Genomic DNA, 19,593 nt, shown 5'->3' on the forward strand with positions numbered 1-19,593 from the left:
CACCCGCACACTAGGCTGGTCCGCTGTGATCACCCGGATGTCCGAGCTGTTCCTGCGCACGCTGCGCGACGACCCCGCCGACGCCGAAGTGGCCAGCCACAAGCTGCTGATTCGTGCGGGATACGTCCGGCCCGTCGGCCCCGGCCTTTACAGCTGGCTGCCGCTGGGACTGCGGGTGCTGCGCAACATCGAACGCGTGATCCGCGAGGAGATGAACGCGATCGGCGGGCAGGAGATCCTGTTCCCCGGGCTGCTGCCGCGTGCGCCGTACGACACGACGAACAGGTGGACCGAATACGGCGACGGCGTGTTCCGGGTGCAGGATCGCCGCGGCAACGACTACATGCTCGCTCCCACGCACGAAGAGTTTTTCACCCTGGCCGTCAAGGGCGAGTACAGCTCCTACAAGGACTTTCCGCTCACGCTCTACCAAATCCAGATCAAATACCGCGACGAGGCCCGTCCGCGCGCCGGCATCCTGCGGGCCCGGGAGTTCGTCATGAAGGACTCCTATTCCTTCGATATCGACGCCGCCGGCCTCAAGGCGGCCTACCACGCGCACCGCGAGGCCTACCAGCGCATCTTCGATCGCCTCCAGGTGCGCTACGTCATCGTGTCCGCCGTGTCGGGCGCGATGGGCGGCAGCGCCTCCGAGGAGTTCCTGGCCGAGAGCCCGATCGGGGAGGACACCTTCGTTCGCTGCGCAGAGTCGGGGTATGCGGCCAACGTCGAGGCGGTGCTGACCGCCCGCCCCGAGGCGCTGCCGATCGACGGGCTGCCCGACGCGGTGGTGCACGACACCGGCGATACACCCACCATCGCCAGCCTGGTGGCCTGGGCCAACGAGGCCGACGGACCCGGTCTCGGCCGCGCGGTCACCGCGGCCGACACGTTGAAGAACGTTCTGGTCAAGGTCCGCCAGCCCGGCGGCGAGTGGGAATTGCTCGCGATCGGGGTGCCCGGCGACCGCGAGGTCGACGACAAACGGCTGGGCGCCGCGCTGGAGCCGGCCGAGTACGCATTGCTGGGCGATGCCGACTTCGCCAAATACCCCTTCCTGGTGAAGGGTTATATCGGCCCGAAAGCATTGCGGGACAACGATGTTCGCTACCTGGTCGACCCCCGCGTGGTGGACGGCACCAGCTGGATCACCGGCGCCGACGAGCAAGGTCGACACGTCGTCGGACTGGTGGCCGGCCGCGACTTCACCGCCGACGGCACCATCGAGGCCGCCGAGGTGCGCGAGGGCGATCCGTCTCCGGACGGGGCCGGACCGCTGATCATGGCGCGCGGCATCGAGATCGGGCACATCTTCCAGCTGGGCCGCAAGTACACCGATGCCTTCACCGTCGACGTGCTCGGCGAGGACGGCAAGCCGGTGCGACTGACGATGGGCTCTTACGGCATCGGGGTGACCCGGCTGGTCGCCGTCGTCGCCGAGCAGCAGCACGACGAGCTGGGCCTGCGCTGGCCGGCGTCGATCGCGCCCTACGACGTACACCTGGTGATCGCCAACAAAGACCCCGGGGCGCGCGACGGAGCCACCGCGCTGGCCGCCGACCTGGATCGGTTGGGGCTGCAGGTGCTGCTGGACGACCGCCAGGTCTCGCCCGGCGTCAAGTTCAAAGACGCCGAGCTGCTGGGGATGCCGTGGATCGTCGTGGTCGGTCGCGGCTGGGCCGATGGCGTGGTGGAGCTGCGCGACCGCTTCGGCGGACAGACGCGCGAGCTGGCGACCGGAGTCTCGCTGGCCACCGACATCGTGGCGGCGCTGACCGGCTAACCGGCGCGCCGATGGTGGCGACCCGCTGCGCCCGGCTGCGCCGCGCTGGCGATCGCCACACTCCGATGGTGGCGACCCGCTGCGCCCGGCTGTGCCGCGCTGGCGATCGCCACGCGGCTACTCGTTGCCGCCCGGAAAGCTGGACGTGATCGGCCAGGCGCCCAGGATGCGGTTCCATCGCGCGCCCATGACCGCGCTCTGCGTGAGGGCCGTCGCGGCGAACGCCCGGTCCTCGGCGGTCTCGGCGTGTTCGACGACCGCTCGCCACGCCGTCGCGCCGTCGTTCTCCATCCGCACCGCCAGCCGAGCCGCGTCGGCCGGACTGCCCACCAGCAGGGGCAACTGATACCCGGCGGCGGCGGGCGGTGCGGTGACCTTGCGGGCGGCCAGCATGGCGATCACGTCGTCGCGACGCTGGCGGTGTTGCAGCAGTGCCTGCAGGACCACGTCGTTGACGCTGGGCGGCGACAGCGCGGACACGATGCCGTACCCGTAGATGGTCGAGTGCTCGACGGCCAGCGCATCGCACAGTGCCGCGTTGTCGGCCTCTTTGCCGGAGGTCATATCGACGGACCCCCGGGTACCAAGGCGACCGTGTACGACGCCGTGCACGACGCGGCGATCGACGCGAGCAGCCCCGCCCGATAGCCCGACTCGGAGCTCACCAGGCGTGCGGCGTTGTCGGCCGACGCGCGCAACGCATTGATCACGTCGGACACCGGTGGCGGAGGTGGCGGTGGCCCCGCCGGTGCGGCGGGGCTGGGGCTGGTCGTTTCGCTCGATGAGGCGCTGAACTTGCCGGCCACCCGGGAGATCTCCGTGGACAGCGCGCGGGCGTGCGCGGCGCGCTGGTTGGCGACCACCGACAGCGCGGCGGCGATCTGCGGCGGATTGCCGATGGCCGCGGCGGCGGCACCGGCGAGCGCGCTGTCGTGTCTGGCCTGGTCTAACGGCCCCAGCAGTTGTTCGACCGCGGGGGCTTTCGGCGGGGACTCGCCACAGGCGGATGCGACCACCCCGAGCGCAGCAAGCGCGGCACCCCCGGCGAGCACACCCCGCCTGCTGGTGACGGGTACTGCGCTGGACACAGCAACATCCTGCCATTGGGGGTGAGCCGGGCATGGTGGCAGGACCTTGACCTACGCGATCACCTCGTCATACGCGTTTCCTGGCGTATCGTTGGTAGCCGGTTCTCGCGGAAAGCGAAGCCGTTCCACCGTGACGCCGCAAGCCGCCCGAAGATGGATGGGCGGCGACATCAGCCAGATGACCGGACAACTCAAGATGAGGAGCTCGCCGTGACCACCGGGCTACCGTCGCAGACGCAGGTGATCGAGCTACTCGGTAGTGAGTTCGCGCGCGCCGGCTATGAGATCGAAGATGTGGTCATCGATGCCCGGGTGCGCCCGCCCCGGATCACGGTGATTGCCGACGGCGACACCGCGCTCGACTTGGATACCGTGGCGACCCTGTCACGGTCAGCGTCGGCTTTGCTGGACGGCCTGGACGGCATCCGTGATCAATATGTTCTCGAGGTGAGTTCGCCCGGCGTGGACCGCCCATTGACCGACGAGAAGCACTTCCGCCGCGCGCGCGGCCGCAAGGTCGAGCTGGAGTTGGCGGACGGATCGCACGTCACGGGCCGGGTGGGGGAGACCCGTGCCGACGCGGTGGCGCTGGTGGTCCGCGCCGGCCGCGACTGGGCGGTACGCGAGATCCCGTTCGCTGGAATCGCGAAAGCTGTTGTCCAGGTTGAGTTTTCGTCGCCATCCCAAACCGAGCTGGATTTGGCGGGTGTGGGTGAGGCCCGGAAGACGGAGGCGGGAACATGAACATCGACATGGGCGCGTTGCACGCCATCGAAGTGGACCGGGGAATCTCGGTCAATGAGCTGCTCGAGACGATCAAGTCGGCGTTGCTGACCGCCTACCGGCACACCCAGGGTCACCAGACCGATGCGCGCATCGAGATCGACCGCAAGACCGGCGTCGTGAAGGTGATCGCCCGCGAGGTGGATGAGGACGGCAACGTCATCAGCGAATGGGACGACACCCCTGAGGGTTTCGGCCGTATCGCCGCGACCACCGCACGTCAGGTGATGCTGCAGCGCTTCCGCGATGCCGAGAACGAGCGCACGTACGGCGAGTTCTCCACCCGCGAGGGCGAAATCGTCGCGGGCGTGATTCAGCGCGACAGCCGCGCGAACGCCCGCGGTCTGGTCGTCGTGCGGATGGGCAGCGAAACCAAGGCGTCCGAGGGTGTCATCCCGGCGGCCGAACAGGTCCCCGGCGAGAGCTACGAGCACGGCAACCGCGTGCGCTGCTACGTGGTCGGCGTGACCCGGGGTTCGCGCGAGCCGCTGATCACGCTGTCCCGCACCCACCCCAACCTGGTCCGCAAGTTGTTCTCCCTGGAGGTCCCCGAGATCGCGGACGGGTCGGTGGAGATCGTCGCCGTCGCGCGCGAGGCGGGCCACCGCTCCAAGATCGCGGTCGCGTCCCGAGTGTCCGGCCTGAACGCCAAAGGAGCCTGTATCGGTCCGATGGGGCAGCGGGTCCGCAACGTGATGAGCGAGCTTTCCGGCGAGAAGATCGACATCATCGACTACGACGAGGACCCGGCCCGGTTCGTCGCCAACGCGTTGTCGCCCGCGAAGGTGGTCTCGGTGTCCGTCATCGACCCGACCGCCCGCGCCGCCCGCGTGGTGGTGCCCGACTTCCAGTTGTCCCTGGCCATCGGCAAGGAGGGGCAGAACGCGCGACTGGCCGCCCGGCTCACCGGGTGGCGTATCGACATCCGCGGCGATTCGCCCACCGGTTCGGGCGGGCATTCGGAGGACCAGCCCGAACACGGGGCCAGCCACCCGATGGCGCACGACCACTGACCCCGATATCACCGGTGTGCGTTTGAGTTTGGGGAAGCCGAATCTTCGCGGCCACCCGGGCGATCGAGCACGCACGTCGCGGCGCACCCGCGGGTGGTTCTGACCATCGGTTCCGTGACGCTAGACTGAGCCGTGATCCAGCGCGAGCCTTCGGTCGGGGCGCGTCGTCACCGGGACAACATGGTTGGACCCGTGCGGACGTGTGTCGGTTGCCGAAAGCGAGAGTTGGCCGTCGAATTGCTCCGAGTGGTGGCTGCGTCTACCGGGAACGGCGAATACGCCGTGATCGTTGACACAGCGACTCGCCTGCCGGGGCGGGGTGCTTGGCTGCATCCCGAACCGCGGTGCGTACACGAAGCGATTCGGCGGCGGGCTCTCACCAAAGCGCTGCGCATCGACCGTCCGCCGGACACATCCGCGTTGGTCGAGCACCTAGAGGCGCTCGACTCGCACGGCAACAGAACAGGTAGCGAAGAACATGAGCACACCGTGAAGTCCCGATGACCATGCGTCATAGCTAAACCCGAGGCGCGGCCCACGACTGTCGCCTCTTAGACAGGAGATGTAGTGGCAGGTAAGGCCCGCGTACACGAGTTGGCTAAGGAACTCGGTGTCACCAGTAAGGAAGTTCTCGCCCGGCTGAATGAACAGGGCGAATTCGTCAAATCCGCGTCGTCGACCGTAGAGGCGCCGGTTGCGCGCCGGCTGCGCGAGTCGTTCGGCGGCAACAAGCCCGCGGCCGGCGGCAAGAGCGCGCCGAAGAGCCCGGACCGTTCGCTCGACAGGGCCCTGGACAAGGCGATTCAAAAGCCCTCCGGTAACGGTGCGGCGCCCGCCGCACCCGCCCCGCCCGCTGAGGCCGGCGGAGCTGCCGTCGCCAAGCCCGCGCCGGCCGCTTCCACGGCTTCGGGGACCGAAGCGCCCGCGGCACCGACGCCGGCGCCCAGACGGCCCGCGCCGTCGCCCGCGCCCCCCTCGGCTCCGGCCCCCGGACAGCCGAAGCCCCCGACGCCCGGTCAACAGGCACCGGGTCAGCAGGCGGCGCCCCCCGGCGCGACGCCCGGCCCGCGTCCCGGTCCGATCCCGAAGCCGGCAGCACGTACTCCGCGCGTCGGCAACAACCCCTTTTCGTCGGCGCAACCCGTCGACCGGCCCATCCCGCGTCCGCAGGCGCCGCGACCGGGTGCGCCCCGGCCCGGCGCACCACGACCGGGCGGCGGCGCGTCGCCGGGCAGCATGCCCCCACGTCCCGGCGGTGGCTCCGGTGGCGGTTTCCGTCAGGCACGTCCCGGCGGCAGCGGCGGCGGCCCGCGGCCCGGTGGCGGCGGGCGCCCCGGTGGTCCCGGCGGCGGCCGCGACGGCGGCGGTGGCGGTAACTACCGCGGCGGCGGAGGCGGCGTTGGAGCCGCGCCCGGCGGCGGTGGCGGTTTCCACGGTCGTCCCGGCGGTGGCGGGGGTGGCGGCGGTGGCCGTCCCGGCCAGCGCGGCGGTGCGGCCGGTGCGTTCGGCCGTCCCGGTGGCGCCCCGCGGCGTGGCCGCAAGTCGAAGCGGGCGAAACGCGCCGAATACGAGAACATGCAGGCCCCGGTCGTCGGTGGCGTGCGGTTGCCGCACGGCAACGGCGAGACCATCCGGCTGGCCCGGGGCGCATCGCTCTCCGACTTCGCCGACAAGATCAACGCCAACCCGGCGGCGCTGGTACAGGCGCTGTTCAACCTCGGTGAGATGGTCACGGCTACCCAATCGGTCGGCGACGAGACGCTCGAGCTGCTGGGCGGCGAGATGAACTACGTGGTGCAGGTCGTCAGTCCCGAGGACGAGGACCGTGAGCTGCTGGAATCGTTCGACCTGACCTACGGCGAGGACGAGGGCGGCGAGGAAGACCTGCAGACGCGTCCACCGGTGGTGACCGTGATGGGTCACGTCGACCACGGTAAAACCCGACTGCTGGACACCATCCGAAACGCCAGCGTCCGCGAGGGCGAGGCCGGTGGCATCACCCAGCACATCGGCGCCTACCAGGTCGGCGTCAACTTCGAGGGCGCCGAGCGGCTGATCACCTTCATCGACACCCCCGGTCACGAGGCGTTCACCGCCATGCGTGCCCGCGGTGCCAAGGCCACCGACATCGCGATCCTGGTGGTGGCCGCCGACGACGGCGTGATGCCGCAGACGGTGGAGGCCATCAACCACGCGCAGGCGGCCGACGTGCCGATTGTGGTGGCGGTCAACAAGATCGACAAGGAAGGTGCCGACCCGGCCAAGATCCGCGGCCAGCTCACCGAATATGGTTTGGTGGCAGAGGATTTCGGCGGCGACACGATGTTCGTGGATATCTCCGCCAAGCAGGGCACCAACATCGAGGCGCTGGAAGAGGCGGTGCTGTTGACCGCCGATGCCGCGTTGGACCTGCGGGCCAACCCCGACATGGAAGCCCAGGGTGTGGCGATCGAAGCACACCTGGACCGTGGTCGCGGACCGGTGGCCACCGTGCTGATTCAGCGTGGCACGCTGCGGGTCGGCGACTCGATCGTCGCGGGCGACGCCTACGGCCGGGTCCGCCGCATGGTCGACGAGCACGGCGAGGACGTGCACGAGGCATTGCCGTCGCGGCCGGTGCAGGTCATCGGGTTCACGTCGGTGCCCGGTGCCGGTGACAACCTGCTGGTCGTCGACGAGGACCGCATCGCCCGCCAGATCGCCGACCGTCGCAGCGCCCGCAAGCGCAACGCGCTGGCGGCCCGGTCCCGCAAGCGGATCAGCCTGGACGATCTGGATGCCGCGCTGAAGGAAACCAGCCAGCTGAACCTGATCCTCAAGGGCGACAACGCCGGTACCGTCGAGGCCCTGGAAGAGGCCCTGATGGGAATCCAGATCGACGACGAGGTGGAACTGCGTGTCATCGACCGCGGCGTCGGTGGCATCACCGAGACCAACGTCAACCTGGCGTCGGCCTCGGACGCGGTGATCATCGGCTTCAACGTCCGCGCCGAGGGCAAGGCGACGGAGCTGGCCAACCGTGAAGGCGTGGACATCCGCTACTACTCGGTGATCTACCAGGCGATCGACGAGATCGAGAAGGCCCTGCGCGGCATGCTCAAGCCGATCTACGAGGAAAACCAGCTGGGCCGTGCCGAGATCCGTGCGCTGTTCCGGTCCTCGAAGGTCGGTGTGATCGCCGGCTGCCTGATCACCTCCGGGATCGTGCGCCGCAACGCCAAGGCCCGGTTGCTGCGCGACAACATCGTGGTCACCGACAACCTCTCGATCGCCTCGTTGCGACGCGAGAAGGACGACGTGACCGAGGTCCGCGAGGGCTTCGAATGCGGTATGACGCTGGGCTATTCCGACATCAAGGAAGGCGACGTCATCGAGTCCTTCGAGCTGGTCGAGAAGGAGCGCACCTGATCACCGCCGACGATGCAGTGGGGCACCTCCCGCTTGCGGAGGACGAAGCGACGAGGAGAAGGCGGTGAATCAGAATGGCTGACCCCGGACGGGCGCGCCGGCTGGCCAAAAGGATCAACACGATCGTTGCCTCGGCGATCGAGTTCGAGATCAAGGATCCGGGCCTCGATGGGGTGACCATCGTCGACGCAAAGGTGACCGCCGACCTGCACGACGCGACGGTGTTCTACACGGTGATGGGACGCACGCTGGAGGACGAGCCGGACTACGAGGCGGCCGCGGCCGCCCTGGAACGGGCCAAGGGCACGTTGCGCACCAAGGTCGGTGCGGGCACCGGCGTGCGCTTCACTCCCACGTTGACGTTCATTCGGGACACCACGTCGGACAACGTGCAGCGGATGGACGAGTTGCTGGCGCGTGCTCGTGCCGCCGACGCCGACGTGGCGCGGGTTCGGGTGGGGGCGAAGCCGGCCGGGGAGGCCGATCCCTACCGTGAGGGCGGCGCGGCAGTGGGGGCAGCGGACGGGCTCGATCCGAAGGGCGCCGGTGACGACCATCGACCCGAAGACTGAGCCGGCCCGCTCCTCGATCGCGGGGACCCGGGTGGACGCGGTCGGCGCCGCCGAGTTGCTTTCGGCGGCAACGACAATCGGGGTGATCTGCCACGTCCATCCCGATGCCGACACCATCGGCGCGGGATTGGCACTGGCCGCGGTGCTGGATCGAAGCGACAAACAAGTCGAGGTCAGTTTCGCGGCGCCGGCGACGCTGCCGGAGTCGCTGCGTTCGCTGCCTGGCTGTCACCTGTTGGTGAGCCCGGACACGATGCGCCGCGACGTCGATTTGCTTGTGACGGTGGATGTTCCGAGCCGCAAGAGGCTCGGCGCGCTCGGCGACGTTGCACGGCCGGACCAGCCGCTGCTGGTGATCGATCACCACGCCTCCAACGAGATGTTCGGCACCGCGAACTTCGTCGACCCGACGGCGGACTCGACGACGCTGTTGGTGGCCGAACTTCTCGACGCCTGGGGCAAGCCGATCGACCGCGACGTCGCGCACTGCATCTACGCCGGGCTGACCACCGACACCGGGTCGTTCCGCTGGGCCAGCGCCCGCGCGTTCCGGCTGGCGGCCCGGCTGGTCGAGATCGGTGTGGACAACGCAAAGATCAGCCGAACGCTGATGGACACCCATCCGTTCGTGTGGCTGCCGCTGCTGTCGCGGGTGCTCGGCTCGGCGCAGCTGGTGCCGGACGCGGTCGAGGGGCGCGGGCTGGTCTACGCAGTCGTCGACAACGACGACTGGACCAGCTCACGCCCCGAGGAAGTCGAGAGCATCGTCGACATCGTTCGCACCACGCAGCAGGCTGAGGTAGCCGCGGTGTTCAAAGAGGTTGACCCGCAACAGTGGTCGGTCTCGATGCGGGCCAAGGCGGATGTGGACCTGGCCGCGGTCGCGTCCGTGTTCGGTGGCGGTGGTCACCGGCTGGCCGCCGGCTATTCGACGTCAGGGTCGATCGACGATGTGGTGGCCTCGCTGCGGACGGCGCTTGGTTGAGGCTGGGCTAGAACGCCCAGCTTCCGACGGATTGCAGGACGAAGCCGTGGTCGCCGCTGGTGGTATCCAGACAGGCGATCAGGTTGTCGGCACCCACCGCGCAGGTGACGTTGAGGTAGGACAATTTCTGCCCCGCGGCCAATGCCTTGCCGCCATACGGCAATGCGGCCGCGCTGCCGCCGCATCCGCCGTAGGACATCCGGCTCAATTCGTAGCCGGGTCCTTTGAAATTCACCGAGCCCTCCACACAATCGCCCGGTTTCACGCGGCCCCCGCCGGGGAAGGGGATGTCGTCCATTCCGGGCATTTCGCCGGTGCACTTAATGTCCTGGGACGGTTGTGGCGCGGGCGCCGGCCCTCCATAAAAGTCGCACACCACCGAGTTCGGGGTCGCGAAACTAATCCGGGGCGCGTTGCCCGGCAGCGATGTCGTGATATAGCCCTCTGCCGGAACCGCGGTGAATCCGTCGAGATTGGGAAATCGCGGTGGCGGCTGTGCGGCCGCGTGCTGCCCGGAGGCGATCGCGGACGCGATGACCAGGGTCAGGACGCCGAACACCCGCATGGTGAGGTCGGCGACAACGCGCATCGATTCCTCCTGCTCTGCTGAATAGTTTCGGGCTGTTGTTGGGATCGTATTGTCTATTGGCGCGGCTGGCGATTAAAAGTTTCCCGGTACTGGTCAACGGCGTATAAAGCGGAATCGCGGCGCGGGCTCGACCGTGTGTCGGCCATTTCTAATTGCTCGAGGCGGGCTAATTCCGCCGGCGCGATCATTGCGCGGGCCGCCGTTAACGGACTTGCGCGCGCCCGCGTTGCAGCACCGCTTCGCGATTGGCGGCGATGTCGTCGCCGGTGGTCCGAAATTGCCTCGCCGCCGTGGCTTCCAGCCACAGGCCCTCGCTGGTCTGCGACTCATCGATGCGATGGTAGGAGGCCAGCAATGCCCGCACCGCGTCCTGGTTGTTGCCGGCGATGGACGCGGCCACCTGGCGGGCGGCGGGCAGCAACTGATCGTGCGGCACCACCTCGGTGGCCAGCCCGGCCCGCAGCGCGTCGGCGGCCGAGAGGTAATCCCCGGTGAGGCTCATGCGCCGGGCCAGGCCGATGCCCACTTTCTGGGGCAGCCGCACGCTGAGGCCCCAGGTGGGCAGCAGGCCCACCCGGGCGTGGGTGTCGGCAAAGCGAGCCTGCTCCGAGGCGATCACGATGTCGCAGTACAGGACCAGCTCCAGCCCGCCGGTGACCGCGGCTCCGTTGATCGCGCCGATCACCGGCTTGTTCATCGACGGCCAGCGCGGCGAGATGTCGGGAAGTGCCGTCGAATCACCCAGCTCCTTGAGATCCAGTCCGGCGCAAAACACCGGATCTGTCCCGGTGAGGATGACGACGTCGACGTCGTCATCGGTTTCGGCCTCGGTCAACGCCCCGAAGAACCGGTCCCGCAGCGCCGAAGACAGCGCGTTGCGCGATTGCGGCCGGTTCAGGGTCAGGGTGCGCACCCGCTCGTCGGTGGTGATCAGCAGGATGTCGTCGGTCATGGCATCACCGTAGAGGGTCGCGCTAGACCCTCCCTCGGGCGCCTCAGCTGACGGTGCTCTCCAGCTCGGCCAGCCGCGCCTCGAGTGCGGCAAGCCGGCCGCGCAGCGCTCGCTCCTGGTTCCGGCGCTCGGTCACCTCACGCATGATCGCCGATATTCCGACGGTGCGGTCGTCGTGCCGCAGGAGGGCAACACTGAATTCGATCGATAGCCGGTGCCCATCCCGGTGCGATGCCGGCACGCTCAATAGCGTGTCGCCGTAACGCGTCTCGCCGGTGGCCATCGTTTTGTAATAGCCATCCCAGTGTCGTTTCCGCAGCTTCTCCGGGACGATGATGTCCAGGCTTTCCCCGATTGCCTCCGGCGACGAGTAGCCAAACATGCGTTGCGCCCCGTGGTTCCACAGCCGGATCACTCCGTCGGCGTCACATACGACGATCGCCTCAGGCGTCCCGGTCACTACGGCCTGGGCAATCCATTCGTCGCTCAAGTCGGCGCCCGGGTAAGCGTGTAGTGCCGTCGGGTTCGTCTCTGGGCTGTTCACTTTTCTTCCTTCCTCTGACGCTGCCGGCGATAAGTGAGCCCCGAGGTGAATGGCGCCCTACTGGCGAGTAGTCTACTGCATAATGCATACTGCATACAGTTTAGGAACAGGCGGTCGTGCCGTGCATCCGGCGCGTTTGGCGGGCGAGGAGGGGCCTTGATGCTGTTACGTCAATTGGAATACTTCGTTGCGGTCTCGAGAGAACGCCACTTCGCGCGCGCGGCCGAAGCCTGCTACGTATCCCAGCCCGCGCTCTCGGCATCGATCGCCAAGTTGGAGCGCGAACTCAACGTCACGTTGATCAATCGCGGACGCAACTTCGAGGGTCTCACCGTGGAGGGTGAACGACTTGTCGTCTGGGCCAAAAGAGTTCTTGCGGTACACGATGGGCTGGTAGCGGAAGCGGCGGCCTTGCGGTCTGGCATTTCGGGAGTGCTGCGGCTGGGGACTGGGCCGACGGTATCGACGACGACGGCGCTCCCGATCGCGGCCTTCTGCTCGCTTCACCCGCTGGCGCGTGTGAAGGTCTGCTCCCATTTTCCGACAACGGAATTGGTGCGCCAGCTCCGGTCTTTCGAGCTCGATGCCGCGATCGCCCATTTCGACATGCGGGAACGCAACGGCCTAGAGCTGGTTCCGCTTTATCACGAGGAGTGTGTATTGCTGGTGTCGGGTAAGCAGCTCGTACCGTCGGCGGGCCCGATCACCTGGTCGGAGGCGGCCCAGCTGCCGCTCGCGTTGCTGGCCCCGGAAGTCGGGTTTCGCCATTTCGTCGACGATGCATTTGCAAACGTCGGTGCCGCGGTCGTGCCCCAGATCGAGACAGACTCGATGGCTTCGATCTGCGCCCACGTCGCCACGGGGTCATGGGCGAGCATAGTGCCGCACACCTGGTTTCATGCGTTGCCGGCGACCGGCGCAATGCGGGGACTGCGCTTGGTCGAGCCCGAGCAGCGGGCGCCGATAGCGATCGCCATCCATGCTTCAGCGCCGGGCTCGGCTGCGGCCAGGGCGTTTCTGAATGTGGCGGTGGGAGCACCGCTTGGCCGTGACGACTTCACCTACGGAGGCCTCGATACAGGCGGTGAGTTCGATCCGGATTTGGACGTGGTGGTAGCGAACAGATCGGCGAGGGGGGCTTTCGTGGCGTGATGATGTCGCGATGCCCGACGAGATGCCTACGCCGTTGGGGCCCTTGATAACTCTTAGTTATCTCGTGAGTACCACCAGGTCTTGGACGCAATGCCGAGGTGTGAGGAAAAGTGAAGAGCAGGAAAGAAATTCAATCAAGGCAGCTACTGCCGGAAAGGGTGCTCGTGACGACCGGGGATACCATCGAAGATACCGACGCAAGGGACGTGGGAGCTCTCACCGATGGAATTCACTTGGTGGTCGATGCGCTTCTGCTCAATGATGTGCACACCATTTACGGTCTGGTCGGCATTCCGATCACCGACCTGGCGCGGACAGCACAGGCCTCGGGCATCCGCTACATAGGTTTTCGTCACGAAAGCGCCGCGGGGCATGCTGCGGCAGCAGCGGGCTTCCTGACCCAAAAACCCGGAATCTGCTTGACGGTGTCAGCGCCGGGATTCCTCAATGGACTCGTGGCCCTGGCCAATGCGACCACCAATTGCTTTCCTATGGTGCAGATTTCGGGCTCCAGTGAACGTCACCTCGTTGATCTGCAGCGTGGTGATTACGAGGAAATGGATCAGCTGGCCGCTGCTAGGCCCTTCGTCAAGGCGGCTTACCGGGTGTCTCGCGCCCAGGACATCGGCCGTGGTGTGGCGCGGGCAATTCGGACCGCCGCATCCGGGCGCCCCGGCGGGGTCTACCTTGACATCCCGGCGGCTGTGCTGGGCGAGGTTGTCGAGGCGAGGTCCGCCGCCGAGACGCTCTGGCGGGTGGTCGATCCAGCGCCGCGGCAGTTACCAGATCTTGAGTCGGTAGATAAGGCAATCGAATTGCTCGCCGGCGCTAAACGGCCCCTGGTCGTCTTGGGTAAGGGTGCTGCCTACGCGCAGGCCGATGAGCAGATCAAAGAGTTTGTCGAAAGCACCGGGGCACCATTCTTGCCGATGTCGATGGCCAAGGGGCTGCTGCCCGACGACCACCCGCAGTCGGCCGCGACGGCGCGGTCACTGGCGCTGCGTCGGGCAGATGTCGTCCTGCTGGTCGGTGCGCGGTTGAACTGGTTACTCGGACATGGTGATGCACCTCAGTGGAACCCCGACGCCAAGTTCATTCAGATAGACATCGAGGCCAGCGAAATGGATAGCAATCAACCTATTGCGGCTCCTCTGGTCGGAGATATCGGGTCGGTGATGCAGGCGCTGGTGGAGCGCTCGAAGCCGGGCCAGATCAGCACGTCGGCCCAATGGCGTGAAGAGCTTTCGGCCAAAGCGGCGCAGAATGTCGCGAAGATGGCGGACCGTCTCGCGGCTGCGCGCGTCGCGCACCCGATGAAGTTCCTCGGTGCTTTGCAGGCGATACGTGAAGTTCTGCAGGACAATTCGCAAGTATGTCTCGTCAACGAGGGCGCGAACGCCCTTGATCTGGCGCGCAACACGATCGGCATGTACCGGCCGCGCCGGCGCCTCGACAGCGGGACCTGGGGCGTGATGGGCATCGGGATGGGATATGCGATCGCCGCCGCGGTGGAGACCGGCGAGCCGGTGGTGGCGATCGAAGGCGACAGTGCTTTCGGGTTCAGTGGAATGGAATTAGAGACCATCTGCCGCTACAAACTTCCCATCGTCACCGTCATCCTCAACAACAGCGGCGTGTACCGCGGCGACGACCGCTCGGCGTCTGACGACCCGGCCCCGACGGCGTTGGAAGCGCATCACGAGTTCATGATCAAGGCTTTCGGCGGTTCGGGTTATCGCGCCGAAACGCCCGACGAGGTCGCCGCGGCGCTGCGCGAGGCACTGGCGTCGGGCCGGCCGGCGCTGATCGATTGCCTGATCGATCCATCCGATGGAACCGAAAGCGGCAACATCGCCCACCTCAACCCCAAGGGGATAACCAACAAGGGCTGAAAGCGCGCTGGCATGCCTGCCTACCAGGCAACACGTCGATAGAAGGTAACTCGAAGCACGAGAACGAAAGGAAATCTGTTATGACCGAACTGCCGTTGTCTGGGATCAAGGTCATCGACTTCACCGGCGTCCAGGCGGGTCCAGCCTGTACCCAGATGCTCGCCTGGTTTGGCGCGGACGTCCTCAAAGTTGAGCGGACGACTGGGGGCGACGTGACGCGTAATCAGTTGCGCGACATACCCGATGCGGACGCTTTGTACTTCACCATGCTCAACAGCAACAAGCGCTCCCTGGCGATCAACACGAAATCACCGCAAGGCGTTGAGGTGATGGAAAAGCTGATCCGCCAGGCCGATGTGTTGGTGGAGAATTTTGCGCCAGGCGCGATGGATCGGATGGGTTTGTCCTGGGACAAGTTGCAATCCTGGAATCCGCGACTGATCTTCGGTTCAGTCAAGGGTTTCAATGACGACTCGTCGTGGAACGACCTCAAGGTCTACGAGAACGTCGCACAGTGCGCCGGCGGCAACGCGTCCACCACCGGATTTTGGGACGGTCCGCCGACGGTCAGCGGTGCCGCCCTGGGCGACTCCAACACCGGAATGCACCTGCTGATCGGTATCCTGACCGCACTGATCGCGCGCGACAAGACCGGCAAGGGCCAGAAGGTATCCGCCTCGATGCAGGACTGCGTGCTGAATCTGTGCCGGGTGAAGCTGCGCGACCAACAGCGCCTCGAGCGCGTCGGCTACTTGGAGGAGTATCCGCAATATCCCAACGGCACGTTCGGTGACGCGGTGCCGCGCGGCGGTAACGCCGGCGGCGGTGGCCAGCCGGGTTGGGTGCTCAAGTGCAAGGGTTGGGAGACTGATCCGAACGCGTACATCTACTTCACGATCCAGGAGCAGAACTGGGCGCGCACGGCGGAGGCGATCGGGCGGCCGGAATGGGCCGACGACTCGGCCTACAACACCGCGCTTGCCCGCCAGGACAAGATCTTCGAGATCTTCGCGGAGATCGAGAAGTGGCTGGCCGACAAGACGAAGTACGAGGCCGTCGACATCCTGCGCAAGTGGGAGATCCCGTGTTCACCGGTGTTCTCCATGAAAGAGCTCGCCGTGGATCCCGATCTGCGCAAGAGCGGCAGCGTCGTCGAGGTGGAGCAGAAGGGGCGCGGCACTTTCCTGACGGTCGGGAGCCCGATCAAGTTCTCGTCCTTCAAGCCCGACATCAAGGGTGCGCCGCTGCTCGGCGAGCACACCGACGAGGTATTGGCCGAATTGGGGTATGACGCCGACACCATTGCCGGATGGCGGCAGAACGCGATAGTCGTCTAGAGAAGAAAGCATGCCGCGCGCTTGCGCGCTTCCCCAATCGCCGGGTCGCGGCGGGGATGGCCCCAGGGATTTCGATCCCTGGGGCCATCTCTTCTCCGTCGAGTCACGTTGACCGACAACCACATCATGTGTGCCGAGAAGTCGGCTCGTAATTATGGGCGGTGCGGGGGATCGGTGCGGCGGCCACCCAGGGCACCGGATACGTGGATGCCGTCGGATGGTCCGAAGTCGTCGGCAGCGACAACGCGAGAAGTTTGACTGCTTACGGTGCCGTTGCCGCGTGGCTTGCCGCGAGTGTCAATTCGGCAGGCGGCAAATTGGATAGCCGGGCCGCTGCAACCGTCGTGGCGCGATGGCGGCGCATAGGCAGATCAAGCCGATGGCGACGAAAGCCATTCCCAGGCGCTCAAAAGGTATCAACAGCGCGGGCAGTCCCACCCCGATCAGACCGCCGAACATCTTGGCGCTGTACACCAGCCCGAAGTTGCCGACCGCGCTGCGCTCTCCGAAATAATCGGCGACCAGGTTGATAAACAGCGAATAGAAGGTTCCGCCGGCTAACCCGCTGAGTGCGGCAAACGCGACGAATCCGACGGCGGACCCTGCCGAGGCTGAGGACGCCAAGCCCAGGAGCGCGAAACCCTCAATCCCCAACGCCAGACTCAACGTCTGACGCCTACCGAATCGATCCGAGAACCGGCTGGCGATATACCGGCCGGCACCGTTCACCAGCGCCAGCACCGCGACGGCGACGGTGCCGACCGCTAGCGGCAAGTCGTGGGCTATCGCGATGCTTGGCACGTAAACGATGGTCAGCAACGCCGCCGCCGACGCCACCACCGCGATCAGGTACATCAGCACGAAGGCCGATGTCCGGGCGGTCTCGCCGGGCCAGTATTGCCGTATCGCCGGGGCATTGCCTAACAGGCTGCGGTTCACGCGCTTGTCGACGCCCCACAGTCTTGGGTCGATCTCGGCCGGCCACCAGTCCGGCGGTGGATCGCGAAAGAAGGCGCCGCACATCGTCACCACGACCAGAACACAGAGTCCCACGGCCCAGAGGACGGCCCCGCGGTTGGCGGGGTGAAGCACCCAGGCGAACAAGACGATAAACGGGATCGCACCGCAACCGAACGCGCCCGATACCAGCGAGACTTTCGCACCGCGTTGCTCGGGGTACCACTGTGCCACAGTGGAAAGGCAAGTAGCGTAAACAATCCCGGCGCCGATGCCGCTCAGCACGGAGTAGCCCACCACTGCGATCTTGAGATCGCTGGTGCACGAAAGCGTCAGCGGGCCAACGGCGGACAAGGCGGCACCGATCAACATCGCAGTGGGCGAACCGATTCCGCAGCGTCCCCGTAGCGCTGGGGTAGCGGCAGCGGCACCTGCCTGAAAAACCACCCACAGAGCCAGCACCGAGAATACGCCTGCGGCAGCGGGGGCATGCGACTGCTGGACAGCGATGACGGCGACCCCGTAGCCAAATTGGAGCACGCTGATACCGGCCATTGCCGTCCATGGCAGCCACAGCATCCAGATTCTCGACCGCGCCATGATGTCGTGCGGTCGTTCGCCGATGCGATACGAGCACCCGTGCGCTCGAATCCGCAGGACTGCGATTCCATCACCGCCGGTCATCGTGATCCCCTTAATGCATACAGTATGCAACGGTTGTACTCCTGTTCACCGCCAGTGTCCAGGGGTGGTAAGCAAACCGGCGTGCGAAAGCCCCCACTGGCGTGAGGGCACGTGGCGCAACGCTATTCGGCAAACAACTTCGCCGGGCTAATTCGTTGCCGGTGAGGCGTTGGCGGCGTCCCTTCAATCGGTGACGGGGACTGGTTCACCGTTTATCAGCCGGTCCGCTCTAGACAATTGGCTCGTCTTTAGTGACACTGGTCGTATACGGTATACAGTCTGCAGTAGACAGCCAGTCTCGGGCCCGGCCGTCGCAGCCCATTTCACTGCTTCGGAATCCCCCGCTGCGCGGAGAATTGGCCGGCCGGCAGGCGCAGGAGGTTGGGGCAATGGTGGGCATCGCATCGCGGCGTCGGTCACCCGAACCTGCACGGGCAGTGGAGCACTCGACGCGCGCAGCGGCATCACGGTCTTTCGGCCACAACGACAACTCTCAGGGGAGATCTCATGGGTAAGGCATTAGACGGTGTTCGCGTGCTCGATATGACTCATGTCCAGTCCGGTCCATCCGCCACCCAGATGCTCGCCTGGCTAGGTGCCGACGTCATCAAGCTCGAAACACCTAACGGCGGAGACGTCACGCGGGGCCAGCTGCGCGACCTGGCCGACGTGGACAGTCTTTATTTCACGATGCTCAACTGCAACAAACGCAGTGTCACCGTCAATATGAAAAGCGCCGACGGTAAGGAGATCTTCAGCAGACTGGTAGCGCGTGCCGATGTTTTGGTGGAGAACTTCGGCCCCGGCGTGGTCGACCGGTTCGGGTTCAGTTGGGAGCGGCTGCAGGAAATCAACCCGGGGCTGATCTATGCGTCGATCAAAGGATTTGGTCCGGGCAAGTACTTCAACTTCAAGGCGTACGAAATCATCGCCCAGGCGATGGGCGGCGCCATGGCCACGACGGGTTTCGAGGACGGCCCGCCCACTGCCACGGGCGCACAAATCGGCGACTCCGGCACCGGAATTCACCTCGTCGCCGCGATCCTCGCGGCGTTGCTCCAGCGCACCAACACGGGTCGTGGGCAACGGGTTCAGGTTGCGATGCAGGCCGCCGTACTCAACCTCTGTCGGGTGAAGCTGCGCGATCAGCAACGGCTGGCTCATGGCCCACTGCACGAATATCCCAACGAGCGCTTCGGCGATGAGGTGCCCCGGGCGGGCAACGCCTCCGGTGGAGGTCAACCCGGGTGGGCCGTTCGCACCAAAGGTGGGGGTCCCAATGACTACATCTATGTCATCGTCCAGCCCGCCGGGTGGGCGCCGCTGGCGAAGCTCATCGGCCGACCCGATCTCGCCGACCATCCGGACTGGGCTCGGCCAGAAGACCGACTGCCCAAGCTGGACAAGGTTTTCGCTCTGATCGAGGACTGGAGTCAACGGCTCGACAAGTGGGAAGCCATGGAGGCACTCAATGCTCTCAATGTGCCCTGCGGTCCGGTGCTGAGCACCAAGGAGTTGATCGAGGACCAGACGCTGGCAGATCTGGAGGCGATCGTCACCGTCGAGCACCCCGAACGGGGGACGTTCAAGACGGTCGGCAGCCCGCTTCGGCTTTCCGACTCGCCCGTCGATGTCATCCGTCCACCGCTGCTGGGCGAGCACACCCAGGAAATCTGTACGGAACTGGGTTATACGCCGGAGCAGTTGCAGCACTTCAGAAGCGCCGGAGTGATCTGAGCGCGCGGCGCTGAGAAGGACCCGGTTGTGGGAAATGGCCGCGCGCAACTCGGTGCAGTACCGAGGTGGGTCATGACGGGCCGGCCATGGCTTCGGATGTCAGGCGTGGCTTACCGA

17 protein-coding genes are annotated in these 19,593 nt (G+C 66.2%); 11 read left to right on the forward strand and 6 right to left on the reverse strand.

Annotated features, from left to right (window positions below; genetic code table 11):
* Positions 1 to 25 precede the first annotated feature (25 nt).
* Positions 26 to 1,783: a proline--tRNA ligase gene (locus tag OK015_RS11065; protein ID WP_268131402.1), complete on the forward strand. Its 1,758-nt coding sequence runs from the start codon at positions 26 to 28 to the stop codon at positions 1,781 to 1,783.
* 117 nt (positions 1,784 to 1,900) lie between these two features.
* Here the strand turns inward: OK015_RS11065 and OK015_RS11070 are convergent, their stop codons facing one another.
* Positions 1,901 to 2,347 carry a ferritin-like domain-containing protein gene (locus OK015_RS11070; RefSeq protein ID WP_268131404.1) on the reverse strand — a complete coding sequence of 149 codons (447 nt, stop codon included), beginning with the start codon at positions 2,345 to 2,347 and terminating at the stop codon, positions 1,901 to 1,903.
* Positions 2,344 to 2,871, reverse strand: coding sequence for a hypothetical protein (locus tag OK015_RS11075; RefSeq protein ID WP_268131405.1), 528 nt, complete (start codon positions 2,869 to 2,871; stop codon positions 2,344 to 2,346). The genes OK015_RS11070 and OK015_RS11075 overlap by 4 nt, the downstream gene beginning before the upstream one ends.
* A 210-nt stretch (positions 2,872 to 3,081) precedes the next feature.
* On the opposite strand from OK015_RS11075, the gene rimP reads away from it, so the two are divergent.
* From rimP to OK015_RS11105, 6 genes are all read left to right on the forward strand, one after another.
* Positions 3,082 to 3,615: a ribosome maturation factor RimP gene (gene rimP / locus OK015_RS11080; RefSeq protein ID WP_268131407.1), complete on the forward strand. Its 534-nt coding sequence runs from the start codon at positions 3,082 to 3,084 to the stop codon at positions 3,613 to 3,615.
* On the forward strand, positions 3,612 to 4,667 hold the full coding sequence (gene nusA, locus OK015_RS11085; RefSeq protein WP_268131409.1) for a transcription termination factor NusA: 1,056 nt from the start codon (positions 3,612 to 3,614) through the stop codon (positions 4,665 to 4,667). Before rimP ends, nusA begins: the two co-directional genes overlap by 4 nt.
* A 180-nt stretch (positions 4,668 to 4,847) precedes the next feature.
* A complete protein-coding gene (locus OK015_RS11090) occupies positions 4,848 to 5,171 on the forward strand; it encodes a YlxR family protein (protein WP_326498546.1) in 324 nt (107 codons plus the stop codon).
* Positions 5,172 to 5,234: 63 nt separating this feature from the next.
* A complete protein-coding gene (gene infB / locus OK015_RS11095) occupies positions 5,235 to 8,075 on the forward strand; it encodes a translation initiation factor IF-2 (RefSeq protein ID WP_268131412.1) in 2,841 nt (946 codons plus the stop codon).
* Between the two features lie 74 nt (positions 8,076 to 8,149).
* Positions 8,150 to 8,647: a 30S ribosome-binding factor RbfA gene (gene rbfA / locus OK015_RS11100; protein WP_268131414.1), complete on the forward strand. Its 498-nt coding sequence runs from the start codon at positions 8,150 to 8,152 to the stop codon at positions 8,645 to 8,647.
* Positions 8,622 to 9,632 (forward strand): DHH family phosphoesterase, encoded by a 1,011-nt coding sequence (locus OK015_RS11105; RefSeq protein WP_268131415.1) that lies wholly within the window; start codon positions 8,622 to 8,624, stop codon positions 9,630 to 9,632. The genes rbfA and OK015_RS11105 overlap by 26 nt, the downstream gene beginning before the upstream one ends.
* A gap of 7 nt (positions 9,633 to 9,639) precedes the next feature.
* On the opposite strand, the gene OK015_RS11110 is transcribed toward OK015_RS11105, so the two are convergent.
* The 3 genes from OK015_RS11110 to OK015_RS11120 all read right to left on the reverse strand — a co-directional run bounded on the left by OK015_RS11110 (position 9,640) and on the right by OK015_RS11120 (position 11,717).
* A complete protein-coding gene (locus OK015_RS11110; protein WP_268131416.1) occupies positions 9,640 to 10,221 on the reverse strand; it encodes a hypothetical protein in 582 nt (193 codons plus the stop codon).
* Between the two features lie 202 nt (positions 10,222 to 10,423).
* A complete protein-coding gene (locus OK015_RS11115; protein WP_268131417.1) occupies positions 10,424 to 11,173 on the reverse strand; it encodes an enoyl-CoA hydratase in 750 nt (249 codons plus the stop codon).
* Between the two features lie 43 nt (positions 11,174 to 11,216).
* Positions 11,217 to 11,717, reverse strand: coding sequence for a PAS domain S-box protein (locus OK015_RS11120; protein ID WP_268131419.1), 501 nt, complete (start codon positions 11,715 to 11,717; stop codon positions 11,217 to 11,219).
* 159 nt (positions 11,718 to 11,876) lie between these two features.
* Here OK015_RS11120 and OK015_RS11125 point away from each other — a divergent pair, with 159 nt between their 5' ends.
* The 3 genes from OK015_RS11125 (at position 11,877) to frc (OK015_RS11135) (ending at position 16,098) form a co-directional block, all read left to right on the forward strand.
* The gene (locus OK015_RS11125; protein WP_326498531.1) at positions 11,877 to 12,869 is read left to right on the forward strand and encodes a LysR family transcriptional regulator; all 993 of its coding nucleotides are present in this window, start codon (positions 11,877 to 11,879) and stop codon (positions 12,867 to 12,869) included.
* A gap of 182 nt (positions 12,870 to 13,051) precedes the next feature.
* Positions 13,052 to 14,761 carry an oxalyl-CoA decarboxylase gene (gene oxc, locus OK015_RS11130; RefSeq protein WP_442791292.1) on the forward strand — a complete coding sequence of 570 codons (1,710 nt, stop codon included), beginning with the start codon at positions 13,052 to 13,054 and terminating at the stop codon, positions 14,759 to 14,761.
* An 80-nt stretch (positions 14,762 to 14,841) separates the two neighbouring features.
* The gene (gene frc / locus OK015_RS11135; protein WP_268131422.1) at positions 14,842 to 16,098 is read left to right on the forward strand and encodes a formyl-CoA transferase; all 1,257 of its coding nucleotides are present in this window, start codon (positions 14,842 to 14,844) and stop codon (positions 16,096 to 16,098) included.
* Positions 16,099 to 16,395: 297 nt separating this feature from the next.
* On the opposite strand, the gene OK015_RS11140 is transcribed toward frc (OK015_RS11135), so the two are convergent.
* Positions 16,396 to 17,739, reverse strand: a complete 1,344-nt coding sequence (locus OK015_RS11140) for an OFA family MFS transporter (RefSeq protein WP_268131424.1) — start codon at positions 17,737 to 17,739, stop codon at positions 16,396 to 16,398.
* A 507-nt stretch (positions 17,740 to 18,246) separates the two neighbouring features.
* Here OK015_RS11140 and frc (OK015_RS11145) point away from each other — a divergent pair.
* Positions 18,247 to 19,476, forward strand: coding sequence for a formyl-CoA transferase (gene frc / locus OK015_RS11145; RefSeq protein WP_268131426.1), 1,230 nt, complete (start codon positions 18,247 to 18,249; stop codon positions 19,474 to 19,476).
* Positions 19,477 to 19,593 lie beyond the last annotated feature (117 nt).

Source organism: Mycobacterium sp. Aquia_216 (assembly GCF_026723865.1).
Taxonomy (GTDB): Bacteria; Actinomycetota; Actinomycetes; order Mycobacteriales; family Mycobacteriaceae; genus Mycobacterium.